19 protein-coding genes and 2 pseudogenes are annotated in these 21,277 nt (G+C 60.9%); 11 read left to right on the plus strand and 10 right to left on the minus strand.

All coding sequences use genetic code 11. The features are described 5' to 3' along the window. Positions 1-8 precede the first annotated feature (8 nt). Genes LB564_RS28560 through LB564_RS28575 form a run of 4 tightly spaced genes read left to right on the plus strand, consistent with a single transcriptional unit; the run spans position 9 to position 3,902 of the window. On the plus strand, positions 9-1,025 hold the full coding sequence (locus tag LB564_RS28560) for an ABC transporter permease (RefSeq protein ID WP_140707532.1): 1,017 nt from the start codon (positions 9-11) through the stop codon (positions 1,023-1,025). Then, positions 1,025-1,909, plus strand: coding sequence for a D,D-dipeptide ABC transporter permease (gene ddpC / locus LB564_RS28565; RefSeq protein WP_224542475.1), 885 nt, complete (start codon positions 1,025-1,027; stop codon positions 1,907-1,909). Before LB564_RS28560 ends, ddpC begins: the two co-directional genes overlap by 1 nt. Beyond that, entirely contained in the window at positions 1,906-2,901 is a 996-nt protein-coding gene (locus tag LB564_RS28570) for an ABC transporter ATP-binding protein (protein WP_140707528.1), read from the plus strand. Before ddpC ends, LB564_RS28570 begins: the two co-directional genes overlap by 4 nt. Then, positions 2,898-3,902 (plus strand): ABC transporter ATP-binding protein, encoded by a 1,005-nt coding sequence (locus tag LB564_RS28575; protein WP_140707526.1) that lies wholly within the window; start codon positions 2,898-2,900, stop codon positions 3,900-3,902. The genes LB564_RS28570 and LB564_RS28575 overlap by 4 nt, the downstream gene beginning before the upstream one ends. On the opposite strand, the gene LB564_RS28580 is transcribed toward LB564_RS28575, so the two are convergent. Further along, a complete protein-coding gene (locus LB564_RS28580) occupies positions 3,899-5,368 on the minus strand; it encodes a M81 family metallopeptidase (protein WP_140707524.1) in 1,470 nt (489 codons plus the stop codon). The two genes, LB564_RS28575 and LB564_RS28580, sit on opposite strands and share 4 nt — an antisense overlap. Positions 5,369-5,528: 160 nt before the next feature. Here LB564_RS28580 and LB564_RS28585 point away from each other — a divergent pair, with 160 nt between their 5' ends. Continuing rightward, on the plus strand, positions 5,529-6,788 hold the full coding sequence (locus LB564_RS28585) for an amino acid deaminase (protein ID WP_140707522.1): 1,260 nt from the start codon (positions 5,529-5,531) through the stop codon (positions 6,786-6,788). Positions 6,789-6,818: 30 nt separating this feature from the next. Here the strand turns inward: LB564_RS28585 and LB564_RS28590 are convergent, their stop codons facing one another. The 5 genes from LB564_RS28590 to LB564_RS28610 all read right to left on the minus strand — a co-directional run bounded on the left by LB564_RS28590 (position 6,819) and on the right by LB564_RS28610 (position 13,360). Next, positions 6,819-7,616, minus strand: a complete 798-nt coding sequence (locus LB564_RS28590; protein ID WP_140707876.1) for a M55 family metallopeptidase — start codon at positions 7,614-7,616, stop codon at positions 6,819-6,821. 143 nt (positions 7,617-7,759) lie between these two features. Then, a complete protein-coding gene (locus tag LB564_RS28595; protein WP_140707520.1) occupies positions 7,760-9,430 on the minus strand; it encodes a serine hydrolase domain-containing protein in 1,671 nt (556 codons plus the stop codon). 20 nt (positions 9,431-9,450) lie between these two features. Further along, positions 9,451-10,323 (minus strand): ABC transporter permease, encoded by an 873-nt coding sequence (locus LB564_RS28600; RefSeq protein ID WP_140707518.1) that lies wholly within the window; start codon positions 10,321-10,323, stop codon positions 9,451-9,453. Further along, entirely contained in the window at positions 10,320-11,357 is a 1,038-nt protein-coding gene (locus LB564_RS28605; RefSeq protein WP_224542476.1) for an ABC transporter permease, read from the minus strand. The genes LB564_RS28600 and LB564_RS28605 overlap by 4 nt, the downstream gene beginning before the upstream one ends. 68 nt (positions 11,358-11,425) lie before the next feature. Then, complete coding sequence (locus LB564_RS28610; RefSeq protein WP_224542477.1) at positions 11,426-13,360, minus strand: ABC transporter substrate-binding protein; 1,935 nt, start codon at positions 13,358-13,360, stop codon at positions 11,426-11,428. Between the two features lie 127 nt (positions 13,361-13,487). Here LB564_RS28610 and LB564_RS28615 point away from each other — a divergent pair, with 127 nt between their 5' ends. From LB564_RS28615 to LB564_RS28630, 3 genes and pseudogenes are all read left to right on the plus strand, one after another. After that, entirely contained in the window at positions 13,488-14,453 is a 966-nt protein-coding gene (locus LB564_RS28615) for a LysR family transcriptional regulator (protein WP_224542478.1), read from the plus strand. Between the two features lie 240 nt (positions 14,454-14,693). Further along, a pseudogene (locus LB564_RS31795) lies at positions 14,694-16,564 on the plus strand (ABC transporter ATP-binding protein). A 693-nt stretch (positions 16,565-17,257) separates the two neighbouring features. Beyond that, positions 17,258-18,238, plus strand: coding sequence for a hypothetical protein (locus LB564_RS28630; RefSeq protein WP_140707514.1), 981 nt, complete (start codon positions 17,258-17,260; stop codon positions 18,236-18,238). A 29-nt stretch (positions 18,239-18,267) separates the two neighbouring features. On the opposite strand, the gene LB564_RS28635 is transcribed toward LB564_RS28630, so the two are convergent. Further along, positions 18,268-18,423: a hypothetical protein gene (locus LB564_RS28635; RefSeq protein WP_224542480.1), complete on the minus strand. Its 156-nt coding sequence runs from the start codon at positions 18,421-18,423 to the stop codon at positions 18,268-18,270. A gap of 360 nt (positions 18,424-18,783) precedes the next feature. Between LB564_RS28635 and LB564_RS28640 the strand changes: the two genes are divergently transcribed. Further along, positions 18,784-19,065 (plus strand): hypothetical protein, encoded by a 282-nt coding sequence (locus tag LB564_RS28640; RefSeq protein ID WP_224542481.1) that lies wholly within the window; start codon positions 18,784-18,786, stop codon positions 19,063-19,065. Between the two features lie 273 nt (positions 19,066-19,338). Here the strand turns inward: LB564_RS28640 and LB564_RS28645 are convergent. The 3 genes and pseudogenes from LB564_RS28645 to LB564_RS28650 form a co-directional block, all read right to left on the minus strand. Next, positions 19,339-19,477: pseudogene (locus tag LB564_RS28645) on the minus strand (Flp family type IVb pilin); the annotation flags it as partial. Continuing rightward, positions 19,458-19,895, minus strand: coding sequence for a DUF6894 family protein (locus tag LB564_RS31800; protein ID WP_411910167.1), 438 nt, complete (start codon positions 19,893-19,895; stop codon positions 19,458-19,460). The pseudogene LB564_RS28645 and the gene LB564_RS31800, both read right to left, overlap by 20 nt. Before the next feature lie 105 nt (positions 19,896-20,000). Further along, complete coding sequence (locus tag LB564_RS28650; protein ID WP_140707508.1) at positions 20,001-20,222, minus strand: DUF768 domain-containing protein; 222 nt, start codon at positions 20,220-20,222, stop codon at positions 20,001-20,003. 147 nt (positions 20,223-20,369) lie between these two features. Between LB564_RS28650 and LB564_RS28655 the strand changes: the two genes are divergently transcribed. Together LB564_RS28655 and LB564_RS28660 are read left to right on the plus strand one after the other, a co-directional pair. Continuing rightward, complete coding sequence (locus LB564_RS28655; RefSeq protein WP_224542482.1) at positions 20,370-20,561, plus strand: hypothetical protein; 192 nt, start codon at positions 20,370-20,372, stop codon at positions 20,559-20,561. Positions 20,562-20,563: 2 nt separating this feature from the next. Next, entirely contained in the window at positions 20,564-20,758 is a 195-nt protein-coding gene (locus LB564_RS28660) for a hypothetical protein (RefSeq protein WP_140707506.1), read from the plus strand. Positions 20,759-21,277 lie beyond the last annotated feature (519 nt).

Below are 21,277 nucleotides of genomic sequence, written 5' to 3' on the forward strand. Positions count from 1 at the left end.
CCGAAGGTATGCCGCTTATCTCAACGATCCTTCGGCGCCTGGTCCTGCTGGTCTTCGTCGTGGCCGGTGTGGCTGTCGTCACGTTCACGATTTCGCATCTGATCCCCGGCGACCCGGCACAGCTGATTGCCGGGGACAAGGCGTCCGCCGAAACGCTGGCGCATGTGCGCCAGGACCTTGGCCTGGACAAACCCGTCACCCAGCAGTTTGTCATTTACGTCAGGCAGCTCCTGTCGGGCGATCTCGGCCAGTCCTTGCGCACACGACGTCCGGTTGCCGGCGACATCGCACTGTTTTTGCCCGCCACACTTGAGCTCGGCATCACCGCGCTGGTGATGGCGATCATGATCGGCGTGCCGCTCGGCGTGCTTTCGGCGATCTACAAGGACGGTCCGATCGACCAGGCAGCGCGCGTCGTTTCCGTTGCCGGCATATCGATGCCGGTATTCTGGTTTGGACTGGCTCTCATTCTGCTGTTCTATGTGAAGATACCCATCCTGCCCGGCAGCGGCCGTATCACGCTTGGCATCGCGGCCCCAGTGCGCATCACCGGCTTCTTCCTGGTCGACTCTCTTGTAGCCGGCAATATGAAGGCCTTCTGGTCTTCGCTCTATCATCTCGTCCTGCCGGCCTTCGTTCTTGCCTTCGCCAATCTGGGCATCATCACGCGTCAGATACGGGCTTCGATGCTGGACGTCCTGCAGGAGGACTATGTCAGGACCGCACGTGCCAACGGCCTGTCGCGTTCGGCGGTCATCCTGCGGCACGCACTGCCCAACGCCCTGATCCCGTCGGTGACGCTGCTTGGTCTGGCCTTCGGCGACCTGCTCTATGGAGCGGTGTTGACCGAGACGATCTTTGCTTGGCCGGGCATGGGCAGCTACGTCGTATCGTCCATCCAGACGCTCGATTTTCCAGCCATCATGGGCTTCACCATCGTTGCCTCGCTGGGCTACGTGCTGATCAATCTGGCGGTCGACCTGACCTATATGATGCTCGATCCACAGATCAGGGAACTCGGCTGATGGCGGTGGATGGGATCGGCGCACCGCGGCAGGCTGTATCGCGGTTTCGCGAGGGCCGCTTGTGGTACCGCGTGAAGGGAAGTCCCCTCACCCTGGTCGGCGCTGCGATAGCGCTGGTGGTGTTGTTCGTCATCATCGCAGCGCCTCTCCTGGCACCCTATCCGCCCGACAAGATCTCGCTGTCGGCGAGGCTTGCCGCGCCAAGCCTGCAGCATGTCTTCGGCACCGATGAGGTCGGGCGCGACCTGTTTTCGCGGGTGCTCTTCGGAGCTCGTGCATCCTGCGGCATCGCCTTTGCCATCGTCATTCTTTCGACCGTCATCGGCTCGATCATCGGCTGCCTCTCCGGCGTCATCGGCGGCATAGTCGACACCGCCATCATGCGGTTGATGGATGTCTTCCTGGCGCTGCCCGCACTGATCCTCGCCATGGCACTGTCGGCGGCATTGGGGCCAAGCCTCTTCAACGCCATGCTGGCCGTTGCCGTGGTACGGGTGCCCGCCTATGTCAGGCTGGCGCGCGGGCAGACGCTGTCCTTGCGCAACCGCACCTATGTGAAGGCATCGCGCAGTTTTGGCGCCTCGCCTGCCTATCTCTTGCGCTGGCACATTCTGCCCAACGCGCTATCGCCTATTATCGTCCAGGCAACGCTTGACCTTGGCGGCACCATCTTGACGGCGGCAGCCCTCAGCTTCATCGGGCTCGGTGCACAACCGCCAACTTCAGAATGGGGATCCATGGTGTCGAGCGGGCGCAATTATTTCCTCGACCAGTGGTGGTATATCACCTTTCCGGGCCTCGCCATCCTGATCAGCGCCATGGGCTTCAATCTGCTTGGCGACGGATTGCGCGACATGCTCGACCCGAGGCTGGGTGGACGATGAGCGAACCGTCTGGCGATGTCCTGCTCGAAATCTCCGATCTGTCGCTTGTGTTCCGCACCTCTCGCGGGCCGATCAAGGCGCTGAATGGCGTCAGCCTCAATGTCCGCGCCGGCGAGATTGTCGGCATTGTCGGCGAGTCCGGCTGCGGCAAGTCGGTGACTATGATGGCGGCGACACGGCTGCTGCCCAAGGGCAGCGCGCACATCACCGCTGGCGGCATCCGGCTGTTTGGCAACGATCCCATGAAGCTCAGCGAACGCGAGCTCCAGCATGTGCGCGGAAAGCTTGTATCGACGATCTTCCAGGAACCGATGAATGCGCTGAACCCGACCCGGCGGATCGGCGAGCAGATCGTCGAGATCATCCGCCGTCACCAGCGCCTCGACGCCAAGGCCGCAACTAGCAAAGCCATAGGCCTGCTGCGCGACATGCTGATCAGCGAGCCTGAACGCATCATGCAGGCCTATCCGTTTGAGCTTTCCGGGGGCATGCGGCAGCGTGTCCTGATTGCCATGGCCTTCTCGTGCGAACCAAAGCTTATCATCGCCGATGAACCGACGACGGCACTCGATGTCACCGTGCAGGCGCTGATCTTGAGCCTCATCAAGCACAAGGCGGCAAGCACCGGCACGGCGGTTGTTTTCATCTCGCACGACATGGCCGTGGTGTCGCAGCTTTGCGACCGCCTTTACGTTCTCTACGCTGGACGGGTCGCGGAAGCAGGCACGACCGCCTCGGTGCTGGCAGCGCCAGCGCATCCCTATACGCGCGCCCTGATCCGCTGCCTGCCGGGGCTTGTCGCACCCAAACAGCCGCTGGAACAAATCCTGGGCACCTTGCCCGACCTGCTTGACCCGCCCGCTGGCTGCCTTTTCAAAGCTCGCTGCCGCGAAGCCGATGAACGCTGCAAGGCGGTGCCGCCGCTTGCCGCGATAGGTGCTGCCCGGCGCGCCGCCTGCTGGCGCCGTATCGAGGAGACGCAATCCGCGTGACCGAGCCGCCTCTCCTCTCCGTTGAAGACCTGGAAGTCCGCTACCGCGTCACGTCGGGCTGGTTCGGCGGCTCCGACGTTCATGCCGTCAACGGCGTGTCGTTCAGTGTGGCTGAAGGCGAGACGATCGGCATTGTCGGCGAATCGGGTTGTGGAAAAACCACGCTTGGCCAGGCAATCCTGGGTCTGACCGATATCTCCGCGGGCGCGGTCAAACTCAGGGGGACGGAACGCGATCGGGCACGGCGCACCCAGATCCAGATCATCTTCCAGGATCCGCAATCCTCGCTTGATCCGCGCCTCCCCGTCTGGCGCCTGATCACCGAGCCCCTCCACATTCGCGGTGGTTATGCAAACAAGCAACTGATCGACCGCGCGAGCGAACTCGCCGTCTCGGTCGGCTTGCGGCCGGAACACGTCGATCGCTATCCCCATGAGTTCTCGGGCGGCCAGCGCCAGCGCATCGCGATTGCCAGGGCGCTCGCCGTCGAACCGGCGCTGCTGGTCCTCGATGAGCCGACCTCCGCGCTCGACGTGTCGGTGCAGGCGCAGATCGTCAATCTGCTGCTGTCGTTGCAGGCGCAGCGCAAGCTCTCTTATGTGCTCATCTCGCATGACGTGTCGCTGGTGCGTCACGTGGCCGATCGTGTCGCCGTCATGTATCTCGGCCAGATCGTTGAAGAAGGTCCGACGCTCGACGTGCTTGATGCGCCAAGCCACCCCTATACCAGGACGCTGCTCGATGCCGTTCCGCGTTTCGACCGTCCATTGGCCTCAATTGCACCGCGCGCCGGCGAGTTGCCGAGCAACCGCACGCTGCCGACCGGTTGCTTCTTTCGGGAGCGATGCCCGTCTGCGACGGCCGGCTGCGAGCAGCCGCAGCTTCTGGTCGCGGCCGACGGCTTGCGAAAGGTGCGTTGTCACCTCGTCACAAACGTCCACGGGATGGGCCGGCCGCGCTCAGCGCCGCGTCCGGCCTTCCCCAGCGATGCGACGGCTTAAGCCGCCTCTGTGGCGAACGGGTCTTCTACCTTGGGCCAGTAGGGCGTCTTGAGCTTCGTATAGGGTATGGATGCGAAGTTCGGTTGGGTCGCACCGGGCGGCGCGCAAAACAGGATGCGCCTGGCGATCGGGGCGAAGCCTGCCTGGAAGTGATAGTTCGACTTCACGATGATGATGCGTTTGCGTGCGGGATCAAGGCCAAGTGCGGTCATGCATTCGGGATGGAAGACCTGCGTGCGCACGGTGTTGATGACCAGGTCGATGCCACTGTCTGTCGTGACCCAGACAGCGTCGCCGAGCGGCCACGGCATGGTGCCGAAGCGCTGCGTCAGGTCACGTCCAAGGCCCTTCACGGTAACGCGCAAATCCACCGGCATACCGGAAAAGACGCCGCATTTGCCACCGACGCGAAGGTCGATGGTTCCGCCAACGCCTGCCTCGACGCAGAAGCGGTAGGCGATCGGGTCCCAATACATGGCGCTGGCGACGTTCGTGATGCCGCGCTCGACCAGTCGCCGCAGGATGTAGGTTGAATCGCCAGGCGCGCCGCCTCCGGCATTGTCGGACACATCGGCAATCACCACCGGCCCTTCCAGCTCGGCGAGCGCGAGATCGAGCGCCTCGTCGATGCCGAGGAAGTTAGGGCTGAGTTCGTGGCGAAGGGCAAAGAGTTGTCTGCCGAATTTCTGCGCTGTCCTTTCGGCCAGCGCCGTGTCGCCGTCAGTCACAACCAGCATCCTGGCGCCGACATCCTCGACATCGCCGTGAGGGAAGCCGTGCCCGAGAGAGACAGACAGGATGCCGTCCTCCTTCTCGGCTGCGGTCATGGCATCGACAAACCCGCGCATCGGCTCCTCCTGCACCCGAAAGGTGCTTATCATGCGGCAGTCGTAGAGCGCCATGACCGGCCGAACCTTGCCTTCCACTGTGTCGACGATGATGCGGTAGAGCTCGCCGGCGCGGTCCATGATATCGGTGTGAGGATACTCTTTGTAGGCGACGATCGCGGTGGCGCTGTCGACCATCTGCCGAGTTGTGTGGCAATGCAGATCGAGTTCGGCGCCAACGGGGATGTCGGGGCCAACAACGGCGCGCACATGGGCCAGAAAGTCGCCTTCCGTATCGTCATAACCTTCCGCTACAAACGCTCCGTGCAAGGCAAGCAGGACGCAATCGACGGGCATGGCTGCCTTCAGCTCGGCCAGAATCTCGTCGCGGAACTGCTCGTAGACGTTGCGGATGGTGATGCCGCCAGGCTCGGCGCACACGCAAAGGCTTTCGATGATCTCATGCCCATCTTCCTCGCCGCGCTGGCGCCAGACGAACAGCTGGCATGAAGGCTCGTTGAGCGCCTTGCTGGTCGCGTCGCCGCGCGCGATCCCCATTTCCTCGAAGCTATTGTAGCCCGTGGGAATGGGCGCGAAGGTGTTGGTCTCCGTATCCATCCCGGCTATGAAAATCCGCATCGTGCCCTCTTTCCGTTCTTTCGTTTAAGAAAAAGTCTTTTCTCATCATCAAACCATTGTATGATTCATGCAAGCACCTTGAAGGCGGAAAACAAGACGCGAGCCGGCCGATGGCGCCGGAAATTCACCCGCCAGGAGCGCAGTAGGGAGCGCAAAGCCAATGAACCTGGACCCACTGGACGATCTGATCCTCGACGAGACTACAAAAGGCATTCCACCAGGCGTTTCGGCGCGTCTGCTGGACATAGGATCTATGGGTTGGAACCTTGTCCGTGGAGATGTCCCGTTGCCTGCGGCCATCGTCCGGGAGTCGGCACTCGATCACAATTCGCGCTGGATGCAGACCTTTGTCGGCAAGCGCAATGCGGTCATCGCACCGCATGTGAAGACGACCATGGCGCCGCAGATCATGCAGCGCCAGCTGCGCGACGGCGCCTGGGGTGTCACGGTAGCCACGCTCCATCAACTGAAAGTCTGCCGCCGCTTCGGCATCGATCGCATTGTGCTGGCCAACCAGCTTATCGGGAGGCTCGAGCTCGACATCCTGGTTGCCGAATTGACCGCGTCGCCCGCCTTCGATTTCTTCATGCTGGTCGACAGCCTGGATGGCGTCAGGGCAGCCTCCGAAGCCGTCGGGCGGGGCGGGGCGAAGGCTCCTCCTATCCAGGTTCTGGTCGAGCGCGGATATGCGGGCGGCAGGACGGGGTGCCGCGACAATGAGACCGCACTCGAAATAGCGCGCGCGAGCCGTGCAGCGCCGGAACTGAAGCTCTGCGGCATCGAGGCATTCGAAGGGTTGTTGAGGACTGGGAATGGCGGCCCCGCCGATACGGTCAGCACCTTCATCGACGAGATCGTCACTCTTTTCGACAGCTGCGTTCTGGAAGGTCTTTTCGAACGCACCCCGCCAATCGTCACCGCCGGCGGCTCCTCCTTCTATGATGTCGTGGTCAAGGGCCTGGCCGGCAGCAACGCGCAGATCGTCACACGCAGTGGCTGCTATGTCAGCCATGATTCAGGCGTCTACCAAGCCGAGCAGCAGCGCATTCTTGCCGCGACCGGAGAGCCTGTCGGACTGGTCAATGCGCTGGAAGTGTGGGCCCATGTGCAGTCATGTCCTGAGCCTGGCCTTGCCATACTGACCGCCGGCAAGCGCGATTTCGGTACCGATTCCGGCCTGCCCGCCCCGCTTCTGATTTCGCGCGGCGGCGGGTTGCCCGAACCATTGACCGGATGCGAGATTTTTGCCAGCAACGACCAGCACGCCTATATGCACTACCCCGCCGCGGCGGCTGTGCGGATTGGCGACCGCATCGGCCTCGGCATCTCTCATCCCTGCACGACGTTCGACAAATGGGATGTGCTGTTCCTCGTCAATGACGACTACGACATCATTGGTGCGGTTAAGACCTATTTCTGATCAAAATCCTTGTCACGGCGCCCTGTTGGTTCACACGACAAACCGTATGGCGCGCAGGATGTCGAAGAAATTGTCTGCCTCGAAGCGAAGCGTGCGCGCCGCAGGGTGCTCGATGCCGGGATACCAGCTTCCCCGGTAAGCTTCGATCGGCGTGGTATACTCGACTATGAGTTCGAACCTGTCGGCCAGTTTCGGCAGGCATTTCGACAGATCGCGCGACAGCGAGGCTTCCACGGTCCCGCGGATGGCCTTGACGGCGCCTTGCGGCGACAGGGAGGACGTGGCCGGTCCGAAGCCTTCGCTGGTCGCAACCGTTGATATCTCGGGCACCAGTGCCCTTGCCTCACCGCACATGCCGGCGTCGCCCGACAGGAAGACCGAGGGCACACCGTAACGAGCAGCGCAGTGCGCATTGAGGGTATATTCGGACGCCACCTCCCCGTTGATTAGCATTCTGGACACGGTGCCGGTCAACGTATGTGCCAGCGGGTTCGTGTCGGTTCCGGCCTTGTTGTGATAACCCGTGTAGAGAGCGGCATCGAAGCTTTCGTCAATGCCGAACATCATCGCATCGGGGTGTCCACTCCAGCCGCGCACGATGCGCACATAGTCGGGAAGCCTGGACAAGATGAGGTTGCGGGCCGTCGAGTGGGCGTCCTTGACGACGACTTCGGTAGCGCCTGCCGCTTTGGCGCCTTCGCAGGCTGCGACCAATTCGTCGGTCATCAGCTCGCGGAATTCCGCATAGTCGGGATTGCCCTTGCGCGCCTCGTCCCAGTTGGTAATGCCCGCCGTGCCTTCGATGTCGGCGCTGATGAAGACCTTCATGTTCCTGCCTTTCGATTTCGCAGTGGTCGTCGTGTCGCCGCTCACGCGGCGTCTGTATTTCTTGCCGGCCGTGCGGTCCATGACACGCGCTTCGCAAGGTCCGACCTCACATGGCCCGACCTCACATGCTCAGTGTCTGTTCCTCAGGCCGCCATTTCAGCCTGCCGGCGCACCAGGAACATCGGCCCGACCCGAATGCCCCGGCGGCCATTGTCGTCGACGGCGTCCAGTTCGAGGATCTCTTCCTCGTAGAGAAGGCCGTGCATGCGGAAGCGGCCAGCATCAACCGGCTCGCATCTATGGGTGCAGAAATATTCGATCAGGCATTTCAACTGACCGTGGCTGTAGCTGAGATAAGTGATGTTGAAATCCGGTCCGTATTCGCCCAGATGCGGCGCGATCTCGGGCGGCACCTTTTCGACAGGAAGCGTGTCGACACGCGACCAATTGGCTCCTTTCCAGGTCAGCTCGTTCGCCTTGGAGAAGGACAGGTTCATATGCGCGTAGTCGGCGCCGCGCCCATAGATGCGTCCGTCGATGACAAAGTCATTGCCCGAGACCGGGCGGATCTGAAGCGGCACGCCCTCGCCCATCAGATAGAGCTTACCGTCCTTGTTCTTGACCTCAACCACCTCGCCGCTTGCCTCTTGGCGATAGAGGCCAGGCAGCGCCGCGAACTGATCTTGCGTAATGGATGGCGGGTTCTGGTTGCGAGACGGCATGCGTCCCATGCCGCGATCGGCAAGTGCGATCCGCAGGCCGTCGCTGGCCAGCCGCGAGGCGATCTGATTGGCGAAATCAAGCGTCGCGAAGATCAGGATACCGAAACCGGCGCTGGGCAAAAGCATCATCTGAGATGCGTAACCATAAACGGCGCCGCCATGACCGACGGACGTCCATCCGTCCATATCGCCGACGCCGAAGCAGAGGCCATAACCGTTCAGGTCTTTGTTGTGACCTTCAGGGCGCTTGCCGATCGGGGTCCACATCTTGCGCAGCGATGCGGGACTGACGATGGGATCACCATTGGGGGCAAAGCCGCCGCGCAGCAGGCACTGCGTGTAGCTGGCCATGTCCGATGTGGTGGAGAAAATATTGCCGGCAGGCGAACCGCCGAGGTTGAACACCGGCGCTGGACTATCCCCGTCCAGCGTCCACATGTCGGCGGGCGCCAGCCTTTCGCGGATGCCCGGAGCCATCCCGGACGACGTGTCCTTCATGCCCAGCGGTTTGAGGATGTTTTCGGTGATGTAGTCGGAATAGCTCTTTCGCGTCACACGCTCGATCACCATGCCGACAATTGCAATGCCGGCATTGGAATAGTGCATGATGCCGGTGCTGGGGTCCTGCTTCAACGTCGACGTCGCAAGTTCGGCGACTGTGTCGGCGAGCGGCGGCTTGTGCGAATCCAGGTAGTGGCCGCTCTTGGGCTCGCGCACGATACCGGCAGTGTGGCTCAACAGCTTGGACAGGCTTATCTGAGAACCGTGCGGTCCGCTTTCGCGGCCGGCGAACGGATTGACCGGATGGAATCCTGGCAGGTATTCCGAGACATCGACATCAAGGTCGACCAGGCCCTTCTCGACAAGCTGCATGATGGCAACCGATGTAAAGGTCTTTGTGATCGAGCCGATGCGGAAACACGTATCGCTCTTCATGTCGAAGTGACGATCATGCCGCTGTATGTGGCCCTGCGATATCAGACCTTCCCTGTCGACAAGGGCATAGGAGATGGACGGGATCGCCTTGTCCTCCACCTCATGGCGGATAAGGTCTTCGAGAAGCTCGATGGCGCTGGGGGAAAGCGAAGACACGGAAAGATACTCCCTGATTTTCAATCTGTATGGCGGGGATCGAGAATGTCGCGCAACGCATCGCCGACTAGGTTCCATGCCAGCACGAACAGGAAGATCGCGGCGCCTGGAAAGGCCAGCGTATACCAGTACTGGAACGGATTGCCGGGTTGTCCAACGATCCAGTTGCGGGCGTAGGCGATGAACTGCCCCCAATCGGCGTAGCCCTCTTCCGTGCCGACGCCGAGGAAGCTGAGCGCTGAGGCAGTGAGCACCATTGAACCGGTGGCCATGGTTGCCAGGACGAGCACGGGAAAGAATGCGTTGGGCAGGATGTGGAACACGATCAGCCTGAAGTCGCCGGCGCCATAGCATCTGGCCGCATTGACGAAATCCATCTCGCGGATGCGCAGGATTTCGCTGCGCACAACACGCGCATAGCCCATCCATCCGAAGGTCGTCAGCGCGACCGTTATCGGGCCAAGGCCCTTCCCCAGCAGAGCAGTGAGCACCATTGCGGCGATGAGGAATGGCACCGCCATGAAGACGTCGACGATGCGCATCAACACCTCTTCGACGACACCGCCGTAGAAGGCTGCGATCGACCCTACGACCGTTCCGATCAGGACGGAGATGGCAACGACGCCGAGGCCGATCTTGAAGGCCGTGCGGGTCCCCCAAATGACGGCGTAATAGATGTCGTACTGTCCTTCAGTCGTCCCAAAAATCGCTTCTGGCGATGGCGGCTGCGGGGTTGCCAGGAAGCCCGCGCGCGGGGTGTCGTAGACCGACATCTGGAATTCCTGGGGCGGTGCAAGGACAGGTGCGAAAATCGCTACCAGCACGAAGGCTGTAAGCAGGAGCACGCCGACCAGCGACATCGGATTGCGCTTCAGATAGCCAAGCGCCCTCATCGCGTCTTCACCCTTGGATCAAGCAAGGGATAGATCAGGTCGACTGCAAGGTTCAGCACCACGAGTACGACCGCAAAATAGAGGCCGAAGCCAAGCACTGCGGGAAAATCCAGATTGGCCGCCGTCTTGGCCGCGAACTGGCCAAGGCCCGCATAGTCGAAAATGGTCTCGGTGATGACGACGCCGCCCATCATGGCTGCGAGCTCCATGCCTGCGATGGTCGTGACAGGAAGGAGCGCGTTGCGCCGGGCGTGATGCAGCTCCACCACTCGCCGGGGCATGCCCTTTGCCCGTGCGGTCCGGACATAATCCTGGCGCAGGGTCTCCAGCATCGAGGTGCGCATCACCCGCGTCATGTTGGCAAGGTTGACATAAGTCAGCGTGATCACGGGGGCAGCAAGATGCCTCAACGAATCCCCGAAGATTGCCAGATTGCCGTTGAGCAGCGCGTCAATCGTGTTCGCGCCGGTGTAGCGGGTGAAGCCCGGCGAAGTGACGGCAGCCTGCGCCCATTGGCTGAGGCGGCCCGGCGGGAACCAGTCGAGCGCCGAATAGAAAATCAGCAGCATCAGGAGCCCGAAGACATACACCGGGAACGACCAGCCCAATATGGTGAAGATGCGGATCAAATGGTCCGGCCAGCGGTTGAGATGGATGCCGGCCCGCGATCCCAGATAAATGGCAAGCAGGAACCCCGGAATGAATGCCAGCAGGACCAGCTCCAGCGTCGCCGGCAGGAGCGACGCCAGGGCATGCGCGACGGGCTGGCGCGCGGTCTCGGACCAGCCCATATTGCCGGTCAGGACATTGCCGATCCAGCGTCCGTATTGGAGGTAGAAGGGGTCGTTGAGCCCGTATTGTTCGATCATCTTGCGAATGCTCTCCTGACCGCCCTTCAGGAAGTCCGGCGACGGAGCGTAGGCGGCCAGCCGCTGCGTTGGCGACAGCGACATCTGCAGCGCAAAAAGCATCAGCGACAGGGCAAACAGAACGAAGGGCAACATCAGGAGCCGCCGCAAGGCGTAGTTCAGCACATCAGCATCCGAGCCATGAGGAATGGATCGTCTGCCGGGCGGGCGATGCCGCCCGGCAGACGCGAAACTCAGTCGGCCTTTTTCTTGACGGGATAGAAGTCCCAGGCGCCGTACAGGATCATGTTGTGGACGTAGCCGTCGATGTTGCTGCGGGTGACGATGTAACCGAAGTCCTCCCAGAGGAATTGTGTGGTGGCGTAGTCGTAGGACATTTCTTGCAGCTTGGCGTAGATCGGCTCGCGCACGGCCGGATCGCTCGAGGCCCAGGCCTGGTCGAGAAGCGGCTTGAACTTTTCCGCCATCAGGTCGCGGTAGCCCTGGCCCAGCATGCCGCCGACGAGTCCGGTCGGCGACAGGTAGTAGGTTGCAGCCCCAAGCGGACCACCAGGATCGGAATAGTCCGGTCCCCAGCCCATATAGGTTAGCGGTGCGGCGGGCTTCTCACGATTGTTGAGCTTGTCGGAGATCGATGACCAGGGCAGCGACTGGATCTTCATCTTGAACTTCGGGTTGATGCGCTGCAATCCCTGCTGGAGCGCCGAAAGCGCGGCCGTGCCTTGCGGCGTGCCTTCCTGCACGAAGGCCGTGAAGGTGAAGCCGGTATCCCACAGCTTGCCGCCGAAAGCCTTCTTGAAGTGCTCCGCGGCCTTGGCCGGGTCGTAGGTGTAGATCGGCGAGTCCGCACGGTAGCCCATGATGCCGCGCACGGTCGGGCCGCGTGCCTGCACGGTTTTGCCAAGCAGCGCCTGCTTTATCAGCGCATCGTAGTTCTGAGCATAGTTGAAACCCTGCCTGACATCGATGTCGGAGAAGAAGTCAGGGGGAATGCCGTTGCCGTCCAGCTGGCCGCTGCCGATGGCGGCGTTGTCGGCATCGTCGATCGGCCAGGCGAAATAGAGGCCACGACTGAAAACCTTGGGCAGGCCATCGATGACCTTGACCCCGTCGGTCTTGCTGAGCTCGTCCAGGAATTCCACCGGTGTAGCGACGAAATCGGCATCGCCCGAAAGCAATTGCAAGCGACGCGTCGTCCATTCCGGAACGGTGCGCATGACCACGCGCTCGAGCGAAGCCGGCCCCATGAAATAATTGTCGAAACGCTTCAGTGTGATGCGGCGGTCCGTCCTGTCCCACTCATCGAGCATGAACGGACCGGAGCCGTTTTCCTCGGCAAACAGCGGATCGTCGCCGAGTTCAGGGCGGTAGTATTTCTTCCAGGTGTCGCCATTGCCATCCCAGCCTCCGACGGAGGAGACCCATTCCTTGTCGACGATCGAGGCGCCGAACGGCAAGGCTAGGACGCCAAGCGTTGCAGGGAAGGATTTCGGCAGCTTCAGTGTGACATTGTCGCCCTCGACGGTGATCTGCGAAGCGAGTTCGTCATAGACCTTTCGAAGCGCTTCAGGGCTGGCAGCCTTGATATCCGAGACCTTGCCTTCAGCTTCGACCCATTTGGCGACGTCTGTGTATTTGCTGGCCGTCACCACTTCGGTGATGGCGTTGGACATCCAGGACTGGCCCATGAAAATGGCGCGCAGCAGCGAGTAGCGCACGTCTTCGGGCGTGATCTCTCCGAAGCCGGGTTCGATCTTGGCCTTCTGCTCTGCGCTCAGCCCGTCGAAATACTGCCAGGTGATTTTGCCGTCGTCTCCCTTGATGCCGACCTTGTGGGTGTGGACGCCCTTGCGGATCGGGAATGTATAGCTGACCGAGCCGTCGGCATTCTGTTTGATCAGGCCGTTTTCGAGGCTGGGCACTTGCGACGACAGTGAAGGTACGAACTCGGAAATCTGGGAGCCGTTGTAATTCAGCAGGCGGCTGTAGACGTTTAATACGCCGTACGAACTCGGAGTATTGGCGATATAGGCCGGATCGAAGGACTGAACGTCATCGGTCCAAAGGAAAACGAAGGTTCCGGGGTTTTTGGTTTCTGCCGCGGCAGGCGCCGCAACAGCGCCAATTCCCATGCAGAAGGCTATGGCCAGGGCGCGTTTCATTTTCATGGTGTTGTTCCCACAATTGGCCTAGGGCCTTTTCGACCCGAGTCGTTTTTTATCGTTGCGAGGGAAGGTAGGAGGAGCCTTGCGCTGGTGTCCAATGCGTAGATAGGATCAGTTATGCGAATAATGCATGGGGCTGATCATGGAGCTGGCGTGGTTTGAAGATTTCCTCGAGATCGCCGCAACGCGGAATTTTTCGACCGCGGCGGCGTCCCGCAACATCTCGCAGCCTGCCTTCAGCCGGCGCATCAAGTCGCTGGAAGCATGGGTCGGCATTGAACTGGTCGACCGCAGCACATACCCGGTGCGTCTCACCAGCGCGGGCAACGTTTTTTATCCGCGCTGCCAGGAAATGGTTCGTGACATGTATCGGCTGCGCACCGATTGCCGCAACGCCGCGGGCGCCAGCTCAAGACTCCTGACCTTCGCAGCACTTCATACGCTGGCTATCTATTTTTTCCCCAAGTGGATCAGCCAGCCGGACATGCCCAATGCGCCGGTCCGCAGCAGCATGCACACTGGCGACTTTCTGGAATGCGTCGAACATCTGTCATCGGACAAGTGCGACTTTGCCATCACTTACGATCACCCCGACGGTCCGCCTGTGCTTGAGGGAGGCCCGTTCGAATCCTTGCAGATCGGCAAGGATCGCTTGGTTCTGGTCTCAGGTGTCGACCAAGACGGAGCGCCGCTCTTCGACATCGATGTGCCCGAAGGGACCGTCATTCCATATCTCGCCTATTCCTGGAGCGACGGCTATCTGGGAAAGCTGATCTCGCTCATCCAGTCCCGCTGGCGCCGCCCTCTCAATCTCAGCATCGTCTACCAGTCGTCGCTTGCCGAAGGCCTCAAGCAGATGGCGATCGCGGGACAAGGCGTCGTGTGGCTGCCGCAGATCTGCGTCCAGAAATCGATCGCCCACGGCGAACTAGTGCAGATCGGCGGTCAGCAGATGTCGCTGGAGATCGAGATCAGGATCTTTCGTCGCGTCGGCGCGCGCAATAGAGAAGGCGACGCGCTTTGGAAATATCTCCTGCGGACCGCCGAGCAAACGCGCGGGCGCAACACACTTGATCCAACACTCACCATGCGCTGAGACGGTTGAACGAACCGATCTCGCACATAATGCGAAATCCGATGGACACATGCAGAAATTGCATAACGCTGCGCAGCACGGCTGTAAGCCGGACATTGTAAGGCTGGCGTCGTGCTCGAAAACGCCCGGAGGCCTTCCGGTGGGGTTGCTCACAAGGCCCGCCGGCGAGTGGCCCTATTGACAGCCCGCGAGCTCACCGCGTTCGATGTGGATCAGCGTTTGCACGTGGAGCCCATTTTTTTGACAGCCAAGTCCGCCGCCACAGCCAACCTTCCCGACAATGTTGTCCTGTCGGTCGAAAACCTCGAAGTCTGCTTTGGGGCGGGCGCGACAAAGGCTGTACGGGCAGTTCAAGGAGTTTCCTTTCAGATCCGGCGCGGTGAGACGCTGGCACTGGTTGGTGAATCGGGCTCGGGCAAATCCGTAACCGCCATGACGGTCATGCGACTCACCGAATATGACGGCGCCAGGATCACGGCAGGGCGGGTCCTAATGCGGTTGAAGGATGGCCAGGTAGCCGATCTGACGCAGCTTTCGGAGAAGCGCATGGAGCGCCTTCGCGGCTTCGAGTTCTCGATTGTCTTTCAGGACCCGATGTCGAGCCTAAATCCTGTGTTTCCCATCGGCGACCAGATCGCTGAGGTGGTCATTCGCCACCAGGGCAAGTCACCGCGCGAAGCGCGCGACATCGCGTTGAATATGCTCAAGCTGGTACGCGTTCCCGACGCTGCCCGACGGCTCGATCAGTATCCGCACCAGCTGTCTGGCGGCATGCGCCAGCGCGTCATGATCGCCATTGCCATGGCGTGCCGGCCCTCGCTAATGATCCTCGACGAACCGACAACCGCGCTTGATGTGACTATCCAGGCTCAGATACTGGATCTCGTGCGCGCCCTGCAGCGTGAGATCGGCATGTCGGTTCTTTTCATCACCCACGACATGGGCGTGGTCGCCGAAATCGCCGACCGTGTCTGCGTGATGTTGAAAGGGGAAATCGTCGAGTCGGATTCCGTGGGCCAAATCTTTGCGGCTCCCCGCCATCGTTACACTCGCGCGTTGATCTCCGCGGTGCCGCGACTGGGTAGCATGGCCGACAAGGATGCGCCCGAAAAATTCCCGCTCGTCTTATGCGATGCGGAAGCCTCCGAGCCTGAGGCTGCAGCATGAGCGCCGGGTCGCAAGCGACGGACCGCAAGCCCCTGGTCGAAGTCCGCGACCTTATAACCCGGTTCGACCTGAAAGGTGGGGCCTTTGGCCGCGTCACCGGGAGGGTTCATGCCGTGGAGGGCGTTTCCTTCGATATTTTGCCCGGTGAGACGCTGGCGCTGGTGGGAGAATCCGGATGCGGCAAGTCGACGGTGGCGCGCAGCATAATGCAATTGGACAAGCCCCTGTCGGGCTCCATTCGCTATGATGGCAATGAGATGGTCGGTGCGCGGCGAGCGGCGCTCGCGCGGTTTCGGCGCGAAGTGCAAATGGTCTTCCAGGACCCGTTCTCGTCTCTCAACCCACGCATGACGATCGGGCAGGCGCTGACCGATCCCATGCGCGTCCACCGCATTGCACCACGCGGTGCGCTGCAGAAAAGAGCAGCAGAATTGCTTGCCAAAGTGCATCTGCCCCCTGAGTATCTCGACCGCTATCCACATGCGTTTTCCGGCGGGCAGCGGCAGCGCATCTGCATCGCCAGGGCGCTGGCGCTTGATCCTCGCCTGCTCATTGCAGATGAAGCGGTCGCGTCGCTCGACGTGACGATCCAGGCGCAGGTCATCAATCTTCTGATGGACCTGCAGCGCGATATGAGCATCGCGATCCTCTTTATCAGCCATGATATGGCTGTGGTGGAGCGCATCGCACATCGGGTTGCCGTAATGTATCTGGGCGAGATCGTGGAAATCGGCGACCGTCGTTCGGTCTTCGGCAACCCGCAGCACCCCTATACCCGCAAGCTGCTTTCAACGGTTCCGGTTGCTGATCCGGCACAACGATCGGTTGGACGAGAGCCGATGTCAGACGAGATTCCAAGCGCGCTACGCGGAATCGATTTCGTTCCGATACGCCTAGCAATGAACGCTGTTTCACCCACGCATTTCGTGCGGGAGACGGCTTGATCCGCCAACCGATGATGCCTGGGAAATTATGTCCACAGAACGTCGCTTGCCTGCCGAGATCTGAGCCCACTGATTGATGTTGGATGTGCGCACGTACCGATCTCGGCGAGTTTGGCATCGCTTGGTCGACGCTATGAACGCAGCGACGCTGTCCCGACCTTTCCGGCCAGCAGGCGCCGATCAGCGCAGAGGTCACCTAGGCCCTGGCGCAGCGCCTCGGTCAGCGCGCCATCGATCGCCTTCATGCGTCGGTTCCGTTATAAGAAAAACGCTTTTCTCTTATAACTCCATGACTCAGGGACGCCACCCGAAACACCGTGTGCTTGTCGGAATAGAACACCACCGGGCATGGGACCCGACCACGGCTCTCGGTGAAGGCCCGCGCAACGAATGACGCGGAGCGCAATCTCGCCTAGACCGTCCGACATTGGTCATAGCGCCGACAAGCTCCGTTCCGAGGCGACCAGGCAGGATACCTAGTCCATTTGAACGATGCTTTCTACGTCAGAAGACGTATACGGTATAAACGGCCGGAACAATTCTAAAAAAAGCAAGTTATTCATGGCTTTTGATTCGCTCCAACATGAGGCAGACTGCTGCAACGAAAATAACCCTAATTCACGCACGCGCATCCATTATGGCGTTTTTCTTGAGCACCGCGAGGGGTGCCTAGTAGACAGAGGACCGTGCCCAGTGACACCCACACATGAAGATTATGAGGAGTTCGATATTCGCCCGGCGTGGGTTCGCTTCAGCATCCGCCATTGGAGGTGGAGCGCCGTTCCCGGAGGCATCTTCCTCTTGGCGCTGATATCTCCGACGGACAATGGCGCCGAAATGCAGCAGCAGATCGTTGCTGCGCGAGGTGAACTGGCGTCGACAAAGGCCCAGTTGGTCCAGAGCCAGCACGCCGAGCGTACAGCAAGCGCGCAGGCAAGAGTGCTGGCCGGCACCTCAGCGGAGCAAGCAAACGCCTTGAATGAGGCGAACCAAACCAACGAAGCTCTCAAGCTCGATCTGGAGGCCGCGCGGCGCGTCATCAAAGGCTTGAATGCACAAGTCATTTCCTCGAACGAAACACGCAACGCAATGGAAGCGTCGCTGGCCGTGGCAAATCAATCGCTTGCCGAAAAGCGGGATAAGGTCGAACAATCCGAACACGAACTCGCAATGGCCCGTCAGGTCGGCGATGCCAATGCGAGACGCGCAGATTTGGCTGTGACCGAGCGAGCCGCCGACCTCCAGTTGGCTGTCGCTGCTGCAAAGCATGCCAACGAGGCATTGGACCTGGAACGCGCGCGCGCCGCTTCGGCCGCAAGTGATGTCGACGTTGCCCGTCAAGAAAGAGACGCGGCAAGGCACACATCTGCCGACTTGAGCGCCGCATTGGAGCAAGAGCGTCAAAAAGTGACCGACATGTCGGTTGTCCTTACCGCCGCGCGAAAGGCGATCGACCTTGTCAAGGTGCAAATCGCGCGCCGCACGGCGCAGATCGAGCACGCGCCGAGGACGCGTTCCACCACAGTTTCCCTTGCCGGCCGTAATGGCCAACCCGCCCGTCAAACAGGTTTGCAGGACAAAAACAAAGCAAAGATTGCAAGATCGCCGAAGCGGGTTCTGGTGGCGACAACGATTACTCTCCCCGATGCATTGCTTCCGACCCCGGCTAGATGACGATGGCCAGGAGCGCATCTAAGCTGGCGCTAACGCATGCCGCAGAGGTTTCCGAAATGGGCAAATACCTGGCAGCCGCTTTGATGATCGTAGCCGCCGCCGGACCAGCAGCGGCCCTCGATGTCGGTGGAGGTGGCAAGGTCGGCGGCCTTGGCGCGGGCGCTGGAGTCAGCGTCGGTTCGCAAGGCGTTTCCGCTGGGGTGGGTACAAGTGTCGGCGGGTCGGGAGGCGCAAGCGCTGGCGCGTCAGTGGGTACAGGCGGCGTTAGCGTTGGCGCGTCGGCAAGTGTGGGTGGCGCAAGCATTGGCGCGACCGCGAACGCTGGCACCGGGTCAGTCGGCGCAGGCGTTTCGGCTGGTGACACTGCGGGAACCACCAGCGCAGGCGTTTCGACAGGTGCCGGCACAGCAACGTCGGGCACTGCGGACACCGCGCCCGCCCACAACCTCGCGGTTTTCTCCGCGAAAAGCGCAACAACCGCTGTCAGCCTCCCATCCCTCCTGAAGCCTTTCAGCACACGTGGTGGCGAACCTGGGCGATCTCAGGTGGGCTATCCCTTTGCGCCATTGGTGTCGCTGAAAGCGGAGCCAGGCACGCCGCCCAAAGTTGTGAATGCGTGCCGCGCGGCTATCGCGTCTGCCGCGACGCCGCTTGGCGCCGTGCGCGTATCCGCCGTCAGCGGCGGCCCGATGCGCCAACGCAACGCTGGTCTGGCGGCGCCGATCGAGGTGCGAATAAAGTATGCGCTCCGGGGTGGCGTACAACTGCGACAGGCGAAAGTCCTGTGTCGCCTTGATGCAACGGGCAAGGTCATCGCGGTAACGTAACGGCCGGCCATCATTGATCCGGCCATCGGCATAGATGCCGAGCTTGCCGAGCTGAATTGGCAACGCATTCGCCTCCGTCCGGTCCGGATGCCTCAGATGGGTCGGCGTTATGCCGGTCTGCTGACGGAAGACACGGCTGAAATAGCTGGCAGGCCCGCGTTCATTGAATCCCGGTCAATGTCTGAGCCCAAGGCGGGAATCTTGCGACTCGGTGATGGTCCGCGGCGCCTCACCCGTTACTACGAGCTAGGATTGGCCGAGGAGACACGCGGATTAAGACCCGCTGCGCTTCAACGTTTGCCGGTCTTGGTGAACTTGGTGTTGACCGAATTTCCAAGCGCGCCTGCACCGGTAATGATGGCAAGCGCGATCAACGCGCGATGAGACCATATTCAATTGCGGTCGCACCGGATCGTCGAGCATGAGCGGGAAAAGGGTCGGCCCGTGGAGCAGGACGAGACCATATTTGAGAGCATGCGAGAGAGCTTGAAAGTCGCGCTCAAAGCTCTCCGACGGGTCGACAAGGGGTAAGCTTCGCAGGCGGCAAAAATCATTTCTGCTGGGGAAATTCGGATCAGTTCTTCATGAACTTGACAGCGACGCCGTGAGCGCGCCGCCGTCCGCTTCGTTCGGCGCTCACCGGTTTGTGATTGAAGACCGACATGCAGGGCGACCTCTGCGAATGTGCCGTCCGGCATCCGGCCCCTTGCTATTTCTATCAGCGCCCGTGATGCCTCATCTTCAGCGGCTTCCAGGCTCGGAAGGTCGGTACCTTCGGTGTCCGGGTATAGAGTTCCGTTGTCGTTCAGGTCGAAATTATAGAGCGCCATGCCCCTCGAACATAGGTGCGTCGCGTTTGTTCCTCACCTGCGCTTACGCGTACGGATTGGTACAGAGAAGCGAGAGCGCGCACCGCGTGTCGACCTGCGAATTCCTCAGTCCAGAAGACCAGCATCATGATGCACGATGGCATCGGACACCGCTTCATAGACGCTCCCGGTCTCCTCCTCGATCTCGGTACTGCTGATCCCGATTGCCTTTCCGTCGGCAAAAAGCTTCTGGATCGCCTCGGCGACGGAGAGCACGTCTGAACTGGCCATGCCAGACACATTGCTGCTTAGCCACTTGTCGAGGAAATTGACGCCGCGCGTACTCATGTAGTCCTCATCCGGGCAACGTAAGCAAAGGTTCGTTTCTCGCCCTTCATCTCGGTGACACGGAACCAGTTTTCTTCCTGTCGCCTGAATGTGACGGGCTGGCCGATGTGTGCCTCTGCCGCTTTGAACGGTAGCTGGGCAGTGACCATGCTCGACGACACAACCAATCCGGCCGCCATGACCTCAACCCGATATTGCGGCACCTCGCGCCCCGCGATTGCTACCAACGCGATTCAATCAGCTTGCGCTAAAATGGTTCCAAACCTGGGAATTCCTGCGCAGTGCAACGAAGGGCACGGATTCACGTTGCGCATCGGAATGGATGCTCCGGGAGATTGAGGGTGCCGAAATATCAGGTCGAAGAGATGGACGGAGAGACGGTCACCGCCACTCACGTCGTCAACGCAACGACGCCGATCAGAGCCGCACGCGAAGCGACGGAGCGCGACGTGACATTGCGCACGACCGAGCAGATTTGGATCAGGGTGGCCGACGAGAAGCGAGGCCACATCTTCGAATACACGTTCAGTCTTTAGGAGAGAGACTCCTTTCGACGCGGGGCGCGCCTAACGGTGCTCGACGCGCCGGAGTGCTTCAAGCGCCCTCTTCATGCTCTCGCGAATGCTCTCAAGCAGGCGCTGGTCCTGCTCCACAGGGCGACCCTTTGCCCGCTCTCGCTCGATGGCCCTATCTTGGATGGACAGAGCTTTCTCATAGTAGTGAACGACTTTGAGAAGATATGATCGGACGGTGCTCATGCTCCCCCTGTTCGGGGCGAAAGCATGATGTTCACTTCCAAGCGTCCGATTGCCGGAAACCGTCACAGACGACCAAGGCACTGTATTCCCTGTTGGGGCAGATAGCGAATCGAGCCATCACATTGACGGCGTCGCCCTCGCTCTCTGTCAGCGCCTGGTGGTCCTGCGGGTCGCATGGCGGGCGCAGTAGCTCTCAGGCACCGCGTCGGCCTCCTTCACTCTGCTTTTGGTCGTGGCCGGATCGTGTTTGGAGAGCCGCCTGCAATCGTGCGGCGGTGAGGAGAATGCTGCCCGGTA

Source organism: Mesorhizobium sp. ES1-6, assembly GCF_020164775.1.
GTDB lineage: Bacteria > Pseudomonadota > Alphaproteobacteria > Rhizobiales > Rhizobiaceae > Mesorhizobium.